The sequence below is a fragment of the Granulosicoccus sp. 3-233 genome (assembly GCF_052681095.1).
On sequence record NZ_JBQYLE010000002.1, the window covers coordinates 387,057 to 401,264 of the forward strand.

Genomic DNA, 14,208 nt, shown 5'->3' on the forward strand with positions numbered 1-14,208 from the left:
GCATTGCCGATATCTCCAGCAGGGATACCGGAGATCTTTCAGATAATGAGTACGCTCAGTCTGGCCATTGCGGTCATCGTCATTGTTGCAGCCATCTACTTCTACAACCGCCTGGTTACGCTGAAAAACCGATTTCTCAACGGATTCTCGCAGATCGATGTGCAATTGCAACGCCGCTATGAACTGATTCCGAACCTGGTGGAGACAGCCAGGGCTTATCTGAAACACGAAAGCGATACGTTGACTGCTGTTACCGAGGCCCGCAACACCGCCTCGAGGACTTGTGAGGCGGCGTCTGCCGATCCTGCCGATGCGGGGCTGGTGGGAGCTCTGGCAGCTGCAGAAGGCAGGCTCAGCAATGCCATGGGGCGGTTGAACCTGGTAATGGAAAACTATCCGGAGCTCAAGGCTGACACGCAGATGCTCGCTCTGCAGGAAGAGCTGACATCCACCGAGAATCGCGTGGCCTTTGCCAGGCAGGCCTATAGTGATGCTGTCATGCAATACAACACCGCGCGCGAACAATTTCCGGCTGTGCTTGTGGCTGCCGCATTTTCCTTCAAGGAGGCCGATCTGTTCGAGATAGCAGAACCTGCCATGCAGCAGGCCGTCAAGGTGTCATTTGCCTGATCGGTCCAGTCGTATCGTACGGACCTGAGCAAGGGGTGTCATGAACTTTCTGGATCAGCAGTCCGCCAGGCGGCGGCAGTCGCTCATTCTGCTCGCCTGCTTCGTGCTGGCGCTGTTGTTGATGGGTGGCCTGATACATGTCGTGGTCGTCGGCTTGTCCATGCTGCTGGGCGAGGACAGCAGCCTGTTGCAGCCCTCGCGGCCGGCGTTGGGATTGATTGCGCTCGTGTGGCTCACCATGCTGGCCGGTGGCTTCTTTCGTTTTCTCGATGTACGGGGTGGCGGTGCCGTTCTGGCGCGACGTTTCGGGGCGGTCAGGGCATCGGACAGATCGCGATTTCACCATGAGCAACGCCTCCTGAACGTGGTGGCGGAAATCGCCATCGCCTCAAGTACTCCTCAGCCCGATGTTTTCGTACTGCGCACCGAGAGCAGCATCAACGCCATGGTTTTCGGTGCGGAAGAGGGACGGCATGTACTGGTCATGACACAGGGTGCACTGGATGCGTTTGATCGAGCAGAACTGCAAGCCGTGATTGCGCATGAGTTCGGTCATATCGCCAATGGTGACCTGCCGTTGAACATGCGCCTGCTCATCGCCCTGGGTGGACTGATGGCGATCGATGAGGTGGGCCGACTACTGATCGGTGACGCCTCCGTCTCACGGGATGAGCCAATCTCGTTTCACCCGGGGGTCATTGTGGGGTACATCCTGCGAGGTCTGGGCTGTGTCGGAGTCCTTGCCGGACAATTGCTCCGCTCAGCGTTCTCGAGGCAACGAGAATATCTGGCCGATGCCAGTGCCGTACAGTTCACCCGTAATCCGCTTGCCATGGCATCGGCGCTGGATATCATTCGACAACATGACGATGAACCGTTGTTGCATGGACTGCATGCGCAGGAATTGGCGCATCTGTGTTTCCAGTCAGGTCGCAAGCCCCCCTGGTACAAGCGACTGTTTTCCAGTCATCCCGATATCCAGCTGCGTATCGATGCCATCGAGCCGCACTTCGATGTGAAGCGGCGCAAGTCGAAGACGCTGGCGGAAGGGCAGAATTCCGGCGCGCCAGACGGTTCGCAGGCCGTTGTGGGCTCCTTCGGTGCGGTGGCACATATCGTTGGCTCAAGCATTGGCAGTACCGTCGGCAAGGGATCGTCTGACAGGTCCTCGACAGGCAGGAAAGTCATCGCCCGTGATGTCGGCCATGGTGCACTATCCGATCGCATACTGCTGTTGCTGCCGGATGAAAGCAGTTGTCTGGCAGCCCTGTTCGCGCTGTTCGCGCACACGGATCCAGTCAGGCGACAGATCTACTTCGATGCACTGGCCAAAGCCTTCAACGAGAAGTTCAGGATGCGGGTGAAAGCCGTGGCAGAGTTGATTCCCGATGAGCTGCGAAACGATCAGTTGGGACTCGTCGAGCATGCAACAAGCGTTCTCGGACGCAGCATCATGCGGAAAAATCGTCAGCGAATCCTGCTGAAACTGGAAAAGGTGCTGAACGATACCGGTGAATGCACGCTGATGAATTACGCCACACTGCAGTTGATCAGGCGCAGGCTGGACGTGGACTTTCCGGTACTGGAGAACATCGCCGGCCAACACGCGCCATTGGCCGATGCGCGACGTGTCAAGTCGTTCGACGCCATGGGCAGCGAATTTGCCTTGTTGTTGTCGCTGATGGTGGAGACATCCGGTGCGCCACCGTCAGTACTCGATGCAGAATTCGAGCGCGTGCTCAAATGCTATACGCAAACACGCTATCCGCGTCGGACCGCTCGTGAAGGCGGTATCATCAAGGAACTCGAAGCGGCGTTTCAGACACTGTACGTGCAACCCAAGCCCATTCGACAGGCTTTCGTGCAGCATTGTCTGGAGATCGTGCAGCATGACGGCTATGTGGCAAGGGCCGAACGGGCATTGCTGGATCTGTTTGCGGCCAGCCTGGGATGCGAGGATCAGGAAGCGGCCTGATTCGATCGCCTGTTCAGCGCGCACCCGCGGAGGTCTGTCCAGCCAGCAAGGCACCGTGACTGCCTTGCAGCTGGGTTTCAGGTCGGATTGTCCAGCTTCGATTTTCCCAGAAGGCTGCAGGCCAGATCAACCCGGTCGGTGACAATGCCATGCGCACCTCGCTCCACCAGGTGTGCCATGGTTGCGGTGTCATTGATGGTCCAGTAAACGAGGTTGATGTTGCGTTGGCGTGCTCGCTGCATGAAACCGGGAGCAGCAAGTGGTATGCCGTAGTAGCTGGTTGGAATCTGCAGATACTGGTAGGCCAGTGGATGAGCCCGCCTTTTTCCGAAGAAATACAACTGTGCAACCTCCTGCTGGCTGGCTGCGGTGCTCACCTCGGGAGCCTGCCTTCGGAAATGCCGGAGAGCCGGTGCGTGAAAGCTGCCGACATTGACCCGGTCCCGTGCGCTGGCCCTGTCGATACTGTTGGCAACTGCCTGAGCCGCCTGTGGGGCATTGTCCTTGATGTCGATATTGATGCGGGTACCGGGAAAGCGTTCGAACAACTCATCGAGCGTGATCAGGCCGACACCCTGACCTCGATGGGCTCGACCCTGCAGATCACAGAAGTGATAGGCCGCATCCAGTCGTTTCAGCTGTCCGAGTGTCATGTCAGCCACGGCGCCACTGTGGTTGCAGGTCCGATCCACCCGTGCGTCATGGGTGACGATGACCTGGGCATCACGACTCAGGCGAACATCGATTTCCAGCACATCAGCGCCCAGGCCCAGGGCAAGTTCGAAAGCCCTCATCGTGTTCTCCGGTGCAAGCACCGTGCTCCCACGATGGGCGTAGACATCTATTGACAGAGTGGTATCGGGTAGTTGACCATCGTTCATTGCAATTGATCACTCATGACTGGTGGAATCTGAATCTGTCACGATAAGGGCTGGCCGGCTTGCCGGCGGTTCCGGTACTACTGTGGGGAGCCGCACTTGACATGAAAGAGCAACAAGCAGGAAATCTGCTGCCCAATGTGGTGATATCGCTCGTTGCAGGCGCCTTGAGCTGCATTGTGATACTCATGTTAACGCATGGCCCGAGCCTGCGGGACATGCCACCGGCTGATTCTGGCAAGGCGGATCTGGCGGGCGGCTCGGTAACCGACTCCGGTCGGTCACCGCCTGACCCTGGCTTGTCTGTTCCGGCTCCATCGGCAGATGTCGCTACGGTTGCCGAACTGCGGGAAGCGCTGCAAACCGCGGTGGAAGAGCGAGCGCAGTTGTCGGCAACGGTGGTGAGACTCAATCGGCAATTGCTGGAACTGGAAGAGCGTGTCACGAGCCTGAGTGAACAGGGCGTATCTTTCGAGGATGTGAGCGGCGGTGTCGTGCATGCCGATGCGGCTGTCATGCCGACGGAGGATAGCGCGTCGCAGGCCGGTTTTCGCAATGATCCCTCCGAGAGGCAATTCGAGGACCTGCTGGCGGCAGGTCTTGACGAGCAGAGCGCCAGAGACCTGCAGCGCCGCAATGATCAATATCAGCTGTCGAGGCTGGAGCTGTTGGACCAGGCTGCGCGCGAAGGCTGGGATGGCAGCGATCGATTGAGAGACAGTCTCGATGATCTTCAGCAAAGCCGGCCGGACTTGCGAGAGGAGCTGGGTGACAGTCTCTATGATCAATACCTGTACGAGACCGGTGATGCGAATCGAATCGCCATCGATTCCGTCATTTCAGGTTCTGCCGCTGCGCAGGCGGGTTTGCAGGCGGGCGATCTGATCATCAGCTACTCCGGAGAACGAACCTTTGCAGTGAGAGATCTGCAACAGGCCACCCGCTCGGGCTCACGCAGTGAGAGTGTTCAACTGGTCTTCGAACGAGATGGCCAGACGCTGACTACCGACATGCTGCGTGGTCCGCTGGGTGTCACACTGCGTCCGACACGTCAGCAACCCTGACAGCGGGCTCTCCTGTCTCGGCAAAGGAACCGCAGGCAGGACGCGTCAGGCATCGGCATCCACGGTCACGACTGTGTTCAGCTCGTCTCGAGTCTCAATGACATGGTGGCTTCGAGTGACTCTCCGGGGCTGAGTACCTGCATGCCCGAATCGATTCCCTGGTGTGACAGATTGAATGCATCATTGGCATTGGTGACCGGTTCGACGGCAAAGTGTGGCATGTCGGGGTTGTACAGGATCAGATATCGGCAGATCTCGTCGGCCGTCATGTGCAATCGGATGCCTGCCTCCTGCCAGTCGATGACGCAGTTGCCATTCAATCCGGCCATGCAGCAGTCGATTCGCTGGTCAGGGTCCAGCGCACGTGCTTGCCTGAAATCCAGCTCGACAGGCAAGGGCACGGCAGGGCCATCTGGCAGGCAGTCCCCGTTTTCATCCGGGAACACTGTCTCCACCGGCAGGGTCAGTATCGGTTGTGCGCCGGCTACCTGTCGCACGAAATACGGGTGCCAGCCAAATCCAGCAGGCATGTTGCGAGTGTCACGATTGCTCATCACCAGGGTGCTGGACAGGGTGTCGCCCTCGATTCTGTGGGTGATTTCGGCATCGAAGGCCCAGGGCCAGTTCAGCCCATCGTGGTCCGTTGAGCTGATGGCACATCGCAAGGAGCTGGCATCGCTTGACAGCACACGCCACGGCAGTTTGCGCAGTGCTCCGTGAATGGCGTGTACATCGCCATGTGCCAGTTGTATCGTTTCCTGCTCGAACTGGAATCGTCCGTCCCGAATGCGATTGCTGTAGGGCAGCATGTGAAAGCTGGCCGCCGGCAGCGGCGCATCGAGTGCCTGGCCGGCAGGCAGGCCATTCACCAGTGATTCGGCAGGAACCGTCTCACGACAGTCCGGCACAACAGCCTGCCATTGCTGCTGTCGTTGCACTTCGGCTGCCAGCCACTCGACGCCCCTGTCAGGATTACACCACAGGCGCCAATGGTCGGATTCGATACGTATCATGTCGGGGAGCTTTTCCATGGGTTCTGTTGCCGCGCGTGGGAACGCGGAGCTGAATGCAGGTAGTTTACGGTGTGGGCATGATCCTGCCAACGATGTGAGTGGCCGCGCGCAGCACTTTTCTGCAGCGAGCACAGCACATGGGCGTCAGTCCGGCTTGTCATGTTGTTACATCTTGCGACTGGACCTTTCGATACCTACACTTGTCGGATTGATCAATGCATCTTTCAACGAATCTACAGGGAATCAATGTGATTGAACGATTGGCCACACTGCTGATGGCAGCAGCGCTGACCCTCACCATGTCCGTCAGTTCCGCCTGGGCGCAGTCAGGCGGGCTCAAGTTGGGGGCACCGGATGAGTCTTCGGAAAAACTGGATCTCGGTGCCGCACCACCTGTGGAACGGGAAGCTCCACCGCCTCAGCCCAATCGTTCGGCGGACACGCCCAATATCAGCGGAAATGCGGTACGACACGGTGACTGGGATGTTGCCTGCAATGCCGAGGGCAATCAGTGCGCCATGGTACAGATCGGTAACGACAGCGAGGGTACACCCGTACTCGAAATGGTGATCCGACAGCTGGATGAACCTCTGGAAGTGGGTGAAAGAACGGCGATTGCCGTACTGGACGTCATCACACCTCTGGGTGTGGTTCTGCCTGAGGGATTGTCACTGAAGATCGATGACGGCCGGCAGGAATCTGCGCCCTTTCAGGTCTGCACGGAGCAGGGTTGTCTGGTGCGTGAGCCCATTGACGGAGATCTGGTGGCCAGACTCAAGCGTGGCAGTCAGGCACAGGTTTCCGTGATCGCGATCAATCAGGGCGAAGTCATTGCAACGATCTCCCTGACGGGTTTCACCAAGGCCTTCGGCAGTCTGAAGTAGTGCAGCGCAAGCGCCAGGGCTGCGCTGCCGGCTGGCTATGGCCATGAAGTCGGTGGCCATCATGGGAGGCAGTGGCGGCATCGGTGCCGCCCTGATCGAGCAGTTGCTCGCCCGTGATGATATCGCGCTGATCCATGCCAGTGCTCGCCGCCGTGTTCCCGACAGCGCCGGTATTGCCGCGGCAGACGAGAAGAATACCGGCAGGCTACGCTGGACACTGTTTGACGCGACCGATGAATCGGCAGTCGAGTCCTGGGTGAAGGGCCTGGGTTCTGTCGATTGGCTGATCAATTGTGTGGGATTGCTGCACGATGACAATGCCAGGCCCGAGAAGTCCATTGGCCAGCTCGATCCGCAACACTTCCTGCGCAGCATGCAGGTCAATACGTTGCCGACACTCTTGCTGGGCAAGCATGCGCTGCCAGCCTTGCGCCAGTCACCGGCGGCGGTATTCGCGAGTATTTCTGCGCGAGTTGGCAGCATCGAGGATAACGCTTTGGGCGGCTGGTACAGCTATCGCAGCTCCAAGGCTGCGCTGAACATGTCATTGAAGTGTCTGGCTATCGAATGGGCACGCTCGGCCAGTAATGTGCGTGTTGCGGCCTTGCACCCGGGCACGACCGACACGGCTCTGTCCATGCCTTTTCAGCGCAATGTGCCCGCAGGAAAACTGTTTTCACCTGCGAAGACAGCCCGCTTGCTGATCGAGCAGATCGAGTGTCTGCATGATCGGCCAAGCGGCCGCTTCATTGCATACGACGGAGAGGAAATTCCGTGGTAGTGAGCAAGGGATAGCTCGATACGCGCTCGTTGCCGTCAAAGTCGTACAGCGTTCTGTCCAGCAGATGTGACGGGGTCACGTTGCCCAGTGCTGTCAGCATGGAGGCGATTCGTTCCGGGTTTTCGGCCTCCCAGGCTGACAGAAGCTGCTTCATGTTCTGGCGCTGCAGGTTCGGTTGCGATCCACACAGATTGCACGGGATGATGGGGTATTGCTGTATCGCGCTGAATGCCTCGAGATCCTTTTCGCGACAGTAGGCCAGTGGTCTGATGACGATGTTGTTGCCATTGTCCGCATGCAGTTTGGGAGGCATGGTCTTTATCGCCCCACCGTGAAACAGGTTCAGCAACAGGGTTTCCAGTAGATCATCAGCATGGTGGCCCAGTGCGATCTTGGTGGCACCCAGCTCGTCAGCCACACGGTAGAGTATTCCGCGACGCAGCCGAGAGCATAGTCCGCAGGTCGTCTTGCCTTCAGGGATCTTGTCCTTGACGATGCTGTAGGTGTCTTCCTCGATGATGCGATACTCCACCCCCAGAGACGTCAGGTAATCGGGCAATACGTGCTGGGGAAAGCCGGGCTGCTTCTGATCCAGGTTGACGGCAATCAGGGAAAAGTCGACGGGCGCAACCCGTTGCAGATGTCGCAGCAGGTCCAGCATGGCATAGCTGTCCTTGCCGCCCGAGAGGCACACCATGATGCGATCTTCGGCCTCGATGAGGTTGAAGTCTGTGACTGCCCGGGCGCATTGGCGTTGCAGGCGTTTGGTCAATGGAGGCTGTCTGGACAATGCGGTCAATCTTGTGATCAGTGGGGCAGCCTGCCATTGTAGAGCAGTTCGGCGACCTGACATAGTCTGGTTTGACAACGCGACCGTAATGGAGACACACTTGACTTTTTCTAGGTAATCGGCCGGCGATATCGTTGTCGTGACGGCGAGGTGCGCATGAAATGAAGATCCTGATTGTGGATGACCACACGCTCTTTCGGAGCGGAATGGTGCATTTGCTGCAAAGCCTCTCACCAACGCCGGTGGTGGTCGAATCCGAAGATCTGCATCGCGCCCGAGAACTGCTTGCCGAGCACTCCGACATCGATCTGGTTCTGCTGGATCTGAAACTCAGCGATGCAGTCGGAGTCGATTCCCTGCTTGTGCTTCGCAAGGAGGCTCCCGATACGACCATTGTGGTGCTCTCGGGTGAACAGGATCCCAGCGTCATCCATCGCTGCATCGATAATGGTGCCATGGGCTTCATCACGAAGTCGACGACCCATGATGAGCTGCTCAATGCCATCCGGTTGATCGTATCGGGTGGTGTGTACCTGCCTCGGGATGCCATGATCAACGGCCTGCATGTCAATCAGCACGGTGAACGTAGCGACGTGGCGTTGCTGGCATCGCTGTCAGATCGTCAGCGGGAAGTGCTGACCTATCTGCTGCAGGGCAAGCCGAACAAGACGATCTCGAACAACATGGATATTTCACAGAACACGGTCAAGGCTCATCTGTCGGCAATCTTTCGAACCCTGGGCGCACGCAACCGCACCGAAGCGGTGTATTTCGCCGCCAGAGCCGGAGTACCGCTGGAATAGCCTGTCAGTCGGCTGCCAGACTTCCCAGGTTGACGCTCCAGTGAGGCATGGCGACGCCTGTGAATTCGGTGTCGAACCACGGCAGTGAATCTCCCAGAAGGTTGCCGACATACATGCGCTGTCTGTCGGGTCCGCCAAAGGCCAGATTCGACAGGTTTCTCATCACCTCACCGCCAGCATTGTCGAGATGTTCTCTGCCCAGTGAATCATTGCGGTAGGCTGCCTCTGTCCAGGCAAGGTGTGCTTCTTCGGCGTCCTCGAACATGAGCTGAATTGTCCCTGTCGGGGAAACGCGGATGATCCGGTTGCTGACAATGCTGGTTATCCAGACGTGACCGTCTTCATCAAGCGCCAGGCCATCGGGGTAGGTGGCTGCATCGAACTGACACACCACTTCTGCGCCATCGAGCCTGAGCTGTCCGGTATCGTGCAGCTTGAATCTGGTCAGCCTTCTGCCAAAGGTTTCGTTCACCCATACCTGCCCTCTGACTTCATCAATCACGCATTCGTTGGTATAGCCAAGTCCATCCGCGACAATACGAGCATTACTCTCTCCGGGTTCTGCCATCGCGATGAAGCCGGTATTGGCCGAAGCGCGATAGTCTGCGGCCCGAGGCGTCAACCGTGTGCTGACGGTGATCCAGATGCGATCGTGATGGTCCTTGACCACGAAATTGGTGGGAGGCATGGGATCTCCCGCCACCGTCATGACAACGGGATCGACGTCGCCGTCGGCGTGCAGGCGATAGATGCCGCCCTCCGTGTCACCCATGTGAGCCAGCAGGACAGTACCCCCGCTTTCAAGTGCAATGCCATTCGGACGAAGCGGAAAAGGGTGGCGAGATGAAACGTGACGCGTGCCGGTCCGGTCGATCAAGCTGATGCCGCCATTTTCCGACCAGTTGGGCACCAACAGCAACCCGGACTCATGTGCCAGAACACACTCCGGCCGATTGAGTTGTTGACCAATCCAGCCGTCAGGCTGGCCCAATGGAAGATTATCTGGTATCACGTTAGTCTTTTTGCTGGTTCTGTTTGCAAGGGAACAGCTGTTCCATAGTTTGCCATTAAATCACTCACTCCGAGGAGTCGACACCGACGGGTGCCACGTTCGATCGGACAGCCTCGGTTGGGGTTGCCGCTTTCATGAGTACATTCGCCAGATGGCACGCAAGCGTTGCCAGGGCAATTGCAGGAGTCATATCCATGAACAAACCGACTGAAAACGTCAATATGAAAGATCTGGTCGAAATGGACCGGGCCCATGTCTGGCACCACCTTACTCAGCACAAGCCGCTGGAGACAAAGGATCCCATGATCATCGTCAAGGGCGATGGCATGCGTATCTGGGATCAGCATGGCAAGGAGCATCTCGATGCGGTATCGGGCGCGGTATGGACAGTCAACCTCGGTTATGGGCGAGAGAGTATCGCCAATGCAGTGCGAGACCAGTTGGTCGAGATGTGCTACTTCGCTGGCTCCGCGGGCAATCTGCCAGCCATCCAGTATGCCGAGCGTCTGATTTCGAAAATGCCGGGCATGAGCCGGGTGTACTTTTCCAATTCAGGTACGGAAGCGAATGAAAAAGGCTACAAGATGGTACGCCAGATTTCTGCCATGAAGCATGATGGCAAGAAACACAAGATTCTCTACCGCGACCGTGATTACCATGGCACATCCATCACGGCACTGTCATCGTGTGGACAGAATGAACGCAAGGATCAGTATGGTCCGTTCACTCCCGGTTTCGTCGAGGTGCCTCACTGTTGCGAGTATCGAAGCCAGTTTCCGGATGAGTCGGAGTACGGTGTCCGAATCGCACGTGAAATCGAGGCGATCATCCAGAAGGAAGATCCGGATACGGTGGGTTCCATTGTGCTGGAGCCAGTGACGGCAGGGGGCGGGGTGATTACACCGCCCGAAGGCTATTGGGAAACCGTGCAGGAGATCTGCACTCGGTACGGCATATTGCTGCACATCGATGAGGTGGTCTGCGGTCTGGGTCGGACGGGCAAGTGGTTCGGTTACCAGCATTACGGCATCAAGCCGGATATCGTCACCATGGCCAAGGGCGTTGCCAGTGGTTATGCTGCCATCGCCTGCACGGTAACCACGGAAGAGGTCTTCAATCAGTTCAAGGACAGTGATGACACGATGGACTATTTTCGTGACATCAGTACGTTTGGTGGTTGCGCGGCAGGTCCCGCGGCAGCTCTGGAAACCATGCGAATCATCGAGGATGAAAACCTGCTGGAGAACACGACTCGCATGGGGGAATACCTCATGGAGAAAATGCGTGGTCTACAGAACAAGTACAAGGTGGTCGGTGATGTTCGAGGCAAGGGGTTGTTCTGCGGCATGGAGCTGGTGAAGGACAGACAGACAAAGGAGCCGGTGGAAGAGCAGATGCTGATGGCTATCGCTGCGGATTGTATGGAGCAAGGAGTCGTGATCGGGCGTACCAATCGTAGTCTGACAGGGTTCAACAACACGATCTGTCTGAGTCCGGCATTGATCTGCAATGAAGCCGATATCGATCAGATCATCACGGCCATTGACAATGCCATGGGACGCCACGCCGTTCTGTAATCATGTAGTGGCACTCTTGCCGAACCGAGTCTGTCAGGTGAGACCGGGCAGACCGATCAGGGAGTCGCGGATGGCTCCATGAAAAAAGGCGCCTCAAGGGCGCCTTTTTCTGGTCTACGGTTGCCGAACAGTCAGTCGGCAACCGTTGTATCACGACTTGCTCAGTCGATCATGCCTTGCAGCGTGTCGAGCATGGGAGCAATGACCGGGGTCAGTACCGAGCCCACGCCTTCCTTGGTCAAGGTAGTGTCGGCCATCGGCTTCAGGCGTGCCAGACCCCTGGAGATGACCTTGCCCAGTGGCACCTTTGCCGCTTCAGGAACGTTGGCATAGGTTTCTGCCACTTCCGTCAGAGTCGCACTGGCACTCTCGAGACGTGGCAGAGCTTTCTGCGCTGACTCTTCGTCTTCCACGTTGCCAAGTACGGTCGTTGCCGTTCCGATAACGCCGCCCAGTTTCCGACTGATTCCGGCCAGGCTGAACGAGCCACGCTCGGCAGTTGTCATCGCGGCCGGAGCTTCGTCGGCTGTTTCAGCTACTGCATCAGTTGCCTCTTCGGCAGTCTCGGCAGCTGCGTCGGTGGCTTCGGCAGCGGCATCAGTCGCTTCCTCAGCAGTTTCAGCTACTGCGTCGGTTGCTTCTTCAGCAGTCTCGGCAGCGGCGTCAGTCGCATCAGCTGCAGCGTCAGTTGCTTCGTCAGCAGTTTCAGCTACCGCGTCAGTTGCTTCTTCAGCTGAGTCGGCTACTGCATCAGTGGCTTCGTCAGCAGAGTCGGCAGCGGCGTCGGTCGCATCAACTGCGGCGTCAGTGGCTTCGTCAGCAGAGTCGGCAGCGGCGTCGGTCGCATCAACTGCGGCGTCAGTGGCTTCGTCAGCGGTTTCAGCTACCGCGTCGGTTGCTTCTCCAGCAGTCTCGGCAGCGGCGTCAGTTGCATCGGCTGCAGCGTCAGTGGCTTCGTCAACGTTTTCAGCTACCGCGTCGGTTGCTTCTTCAGCAGTCTCGGCAGCGGTGTCAGTTGCTTCATCGGCAGTCTCGGCAGCGGCGTCAGTCGCATCAGCTGCAGCGTCAGTGGCTTCATCAGCAGTTTCAGCTACCTCGTCAGTTGCTTCTTCAGCAGAGTCGGCAACGGAATCAGTTGCTTCATCGGCAGTCTCGGCAGCGGCGTCAGTCGCATCAGCTGCAGCGTCAGTGGCTTCATCAGCAGTTTCAGCTACCGCGTCAGTTGCTTCTTCAGCTGAGTCGGCTACTGCATCAGTGGCTTCGTCAGCAGTTTCAGCTACCGCGTCAGTTGCTGCTTCAGCTGAGTCGGCTACCGCGTCAGTGGCTTCGTCAGCAGTTTCAGCTACAGCATCAGTGGCTTCATCAGCAGAGTCGGCAGCAGCGTCGGTCGCATCAACTGCGGCGTCAGTGGCTTCGTCAGCGGTTTCAGCTACCGCGTCGGTTGCTTCTTCAGCAGTCTCGGCTGCTGCATCCGTAGCATCGGCTGCGGTGTCAGTGGCTTCGTCAGCAGTTTCAGCTACCGCGTCGGTTGCTTCTTCAGCAGTCTCGGCAGCGGCGTCAGTCGCATCAGCTGCGGCGTCTGTAGCTTCATCAGCGGTTTCAGCTACTGCGTCGGTTGCTTCTTCGGCAGTCTCGGCAGCGGCGTCAGTGGCATCAGCTGCAGTATCAGTGGCTTCCTCAGCAGAGTCTGCTACCGCGTCAGTCGCTTCGTCAGCAGTTTCAGCTACTGCGTCGGTTGCTTCTTCGGCAGTCTCGGCAGCGGCGTCAGTGGCATCAGCTGCAGTATCAGTGGCTTCCTCAGCAGAGTCTGCTACCGCGTCAGTCGCTTCGTCAGCAGTTTCAGCTACTGCGTCGGTTGCTTCTTCGGCAGTTTCGGCAGCTGCATCTGTAGCATCAGCGTCAGTGGCTTCGTCAGTGGCTTCGTCAGCGGTTTCGGCTACCGCGTCGGTTGCTTCTTCGGCAGTCTCGGCAGCGGCGTCAGTCGCATCAGCTGCAGCGTCAGTGGCTTCGTCAGCAGTTTCAGCTACCTCGTCGGTTGCTTCTTCGGCAGTCTCGGCAGCGGCGTCAGCCGCAGCGTCAGTGGCTTCGTCAGCAGTTTCAGCTACCGCATCGGTTGCTTCTTCAGCAGTCTCGGCTGCTGCGTCAGTGGCATCAGCTGCTGCATCAGTGGCTTCATCAGCAGAGTCAGCTACTGCATCACCGGCTTCTTCGGCAGTTTCAGCGGCCGCGTCTGTAGCATCGGCTGCTGCATCAGCGACTTCATCAGCCATTTCGCTTGCATCGGCAGCGGTCTCTTCGGACGCATCGGTCACCGCATCGACGGCATCCGAGGCCACATCTGCGACAGCATCAGTCGCTGTGGCAGCTGCACCGGCAACGGCGGCCGCAGCCGCGGAAGCAGTCTCGGTGACGGCGTCGGTGGCGTCGCTCAAGGCATCGCCGGCCGCGTCTGTAGCATCGGCAGCTGTTTCGCTGGCATCAGACGCGAGTTCCGACGCTGAATCCGAGGCATCACTGAGCGCCTCATCAGTAGCAGCCGCTGCGTCACTCGCGGTCTCCGCTACCGCATCAACCGCATCGCTGGCGGCTTCTTCGGTAGACGATGCCGCGTCATTCACGGCCTCTGCGGTGCTATCAACTGCATCGCTGGCAGTATCAGTTGCGGATTCGGCCGCAGTTTCAACGTCATCCGCCGCAGCGGTAGCCGTATCACTGGCGGAATCGGTCGCCTCGGCAACAGAATCCACAGCAACATCTGTGGCCTCGGAAACTTCGGCTGGAGCTGTTTCTGCTACATCAGC

General features: G+C 58.1%; 12 protein-coding genes. 7 read left to right on the plus strand and 5 right to left on the minus strand.

What is annotated here, in order from left to right; translation table 11 throughout:
• The first annotated feature begins 45 nt into the window (after positions 1–45).
• Both ACUNV4_RS06625 and ACUNV4_RS06630 read left to right on the plus strand, forming a co-directional pair.
• Positions 46–630: a LemA family protein gene (locus ACUNV4_RS06625; protein ID WP_430877717.1), complete on the plus strand. Its 585-nt coding sequence runs from the start codon at positions 46–48 to the stop codon at positions 628–630.
• A 40-nt stretch (positions 631–670) separates the two neighbouring features.
• On the plus strand, positions 671–2,605 hold the full coding sequence (locus tag ACUNV4_RS06630; RefSeq protein ID WP_430877718.1) for a M48 family metalloprotease: 1,935 nt from the start codon (positions 671–673) through the stop codon (positions 2,603–2,605).
• Positions 2,606–2,682: 77 nt separating this feature from the next.
• Here the strand turns inward: ACUNV4_RS06630 and ACUNV4_RS06635 are convergent, their stop codons facing one another.
• A complete protein-coding gene (locus tag ACUNV4_RS06635; protein WP_430877719.1) occupies positions 2,683–3,486 on the minus strand; it encodes a glycerophosphodiester phosphodiesterase in 804 nt (267 codons plus the stop codon).
• A 101-nt stretch (positions 3,487–3,587) separates the two neighbouring features.
• On the opposite strand from ACUNV4_RS06635, the gene ACUNV4_RS06640 reads away from it, so the two are divergent.
• Positions 3,588–4,547, plus strand: a complete 960-nt coding sequence (locus ACUNV4_RS06640; RefSeq protein ID WP_430877720.1) for a PDZ domain-containing protein — start codon at positions 3,588–3,590, stop codon at positions 4,545–4,547.
• Between the two features lie 77 nt (positions 4,548–4,624).
• Here ACUNV4_RS06640 and ACUNV4_RS06645 read toward each other — a convergent pair whose 3' ends face one another.
• The gene (locus ACUNV4_RS06645; RefSeq protein WP_430877721.1) at positions 4,625–5,578 is read right to left on the minus strand and encodes an aldose epimerase family protein; all 954 of its coding nucleotides are present in this window, start codon (positions 5,576–5,578) and stop codon (positions 4,625–4,627) included.
• 197 nt (positions 5,579–5,775) lie between these two features.
• Here ACUNV4_RS06645 and ACUNV4_RS06650 point away from each other — a divergent pair, with 197 nt between their 5' ends.
• Complete coding sequence (locus tag ACUNV4_RS06650; RefSeq protein WP_430877722.1) at positions 5,776–6,444, plus strand: invasion associated locus B family protein; 669 nt, start codon at positions 5,776–5,778, stop codon at positions 6,442–6,444.
• Between the two features lie 43 nt (positions 6,445–6,487).
• Positions 6,488–7,225, plus strand: a complete 738-nt coding sequence (locus tag ACUNV4_RS06655; RefSeq protein WP_430877723.1) for an SDR family NAD(P)-dependent oxidoreductase — start codon at positions 6,488–6,490, stop codon at positions 7,223–7,225.
• On the opposite strand, the gene ttcA is transcribed toward ACUNV4_RS06655, so the two are convergent.
• Positions 7,191–8,015, minus strand: a complete 825-nt coding sequence (gene ttcA, locus ACUNV4_RS06660) for a tRNA 2-thiocytidine(32) synthetase TtcA (RefSeq protein WP_430877724.1) — start codon at positions 8,013–8,015, stop codon at positions 7,191–7,193. The genes ACUNV4_RS06655 and ttcA overlap by 35 nt on opposite strands.
• A 161-nt stretch (positions 8,016–8,176) precedes the next feature.
• On the opposite strand from ttcA, the gene ACUNV4_RS06665 reads away from it, so the two are divergent.
• Entirely contained in the window at positions 8,177–8,818 is a 642-nt protein-coding gene (locus ACUNV4_RS06665) for a response regulator (RefSeq protein WP_430877725.1), read from the plus strand.
• Between the two features lie 4 nt (positions 8,819–8,822).
• On the opposite strand, the gene ACUNV4_RS06670 is transcribed toward ACUNV4_RS06665, so the two are convergent.
• Positions 8,823–9,809: an SMP-30/gluconolactonase/LRE family protein gene (locus ACUNV4_RS06670; protein WP_430877726.1), complete on the minus strand. Its 987-nt coding sequence runs from the start codon at positions 9,807–9,809 to the stop codon at positions 8,823–8,825.
• Between the two features lie 215 nt (positions 9,810–10,024).
• Between ACUNV4_RS06670 and ACUNV4_RS06675 the strand changes: the two genes are divergently transcribed.
• On the plus strand, positions 10,025–11,407 hold the full coding sequence (locus ACUNV4_RS06675; RefSeq protein WP_430877727.1) for an aminotransferase family protein: 1,383 nt from the start codon (positions 10,025–10,027) through the stop codon (positions 11,405–11,407).
• Positions 11,408–11,568: 161 nt separating this feature from the next.
• Here the strand turns inward: ACUNV4_RS06675 and ACUNV4_RS06680 are convergent, their stop codons facing one another.
• Positions 11,569–14,154, minus strand: coding sequence for a hypothetical protein (locus tag ACUNV4_RS06680; protein ID WP_430877728.1), 2,586 nt, complete (start codon positions 14,152–14,154; stop codon positions 11,569–11,571).
• Positions 14,155–14,208: the final 54 nt, after the last annotated feature.

What these genes read in the sequence shown, in the direction of transcription:
- ACUNV4_RS06650 (WP_430877722.1), top strand. Translation starts at nt 5,776, where the DNA reads ATGCATCTTTCAACGAATCTACAGGGAATCAATGTGATTGAACGATTG.
- ACUNV4_RS06625 (WP_430877717.1), top strand. Translation starts at nt 46, where the DNA reads ATGAGTACGCTCAGTCTGGCCATTGCGGTCATCGTCATTGTTGCAGCC.
- ACUNV4_RS06640 (WP_430877720.1), top strand. Translation starts at nt 3,588, where the DNA reads ATGAAAGAGCAACAAGCAGGAAATCTGCTGCCCAATGTGGTGATATCG.
- ACUNV4_RS06635 (WP_430877719.1), bottom strand. Translation starts at nt 3,486, where the DNA reads ATGAACGATGGTCAACTACCCGATACCACTCTGTCAATAGATGTCTAC.
- ACUNV4_RS06645 (WP_430877721.1), bottom strand. Translation starts at nt 5,578, where the DNA reads ATGGAAAAGCTCCCCGACATGATACGTATCGAATCCGACCATTGGCGC.
- ACUNV4_RS06630 (WP_430877718.1), top strand. Translation starts at nt 671, where the DNA reads ATGAACTTTCTGGATCAGCAGTCCGCCAGGCGGCGGCAGTCGCTCATT.
- ACUNV4_RS06655 (WP_430877723.1), top strand. Translation starts at nt 6,488, where the DNA reads ATGAAGTCGGTGGCCATCATGGGAGGCAGTGGCGGCATCGGTGCCGCC.
- ACUNV4_RS06665 (WP_430877725.1), top strand. Translation starts at nt 8,177, where the DNA reads ATGAAGATCCTGATTGTGGATGACCACACGCTCTTTCGGAGCGGAATG.
- ACUNV4_RS06675 (WP_430877727.1), top strand. Translation starts at nt 10,025, where the DNA reads ATGAACAAACCGACTGAAAACGTCAATATGAAAGATCTGGTCGAAATG.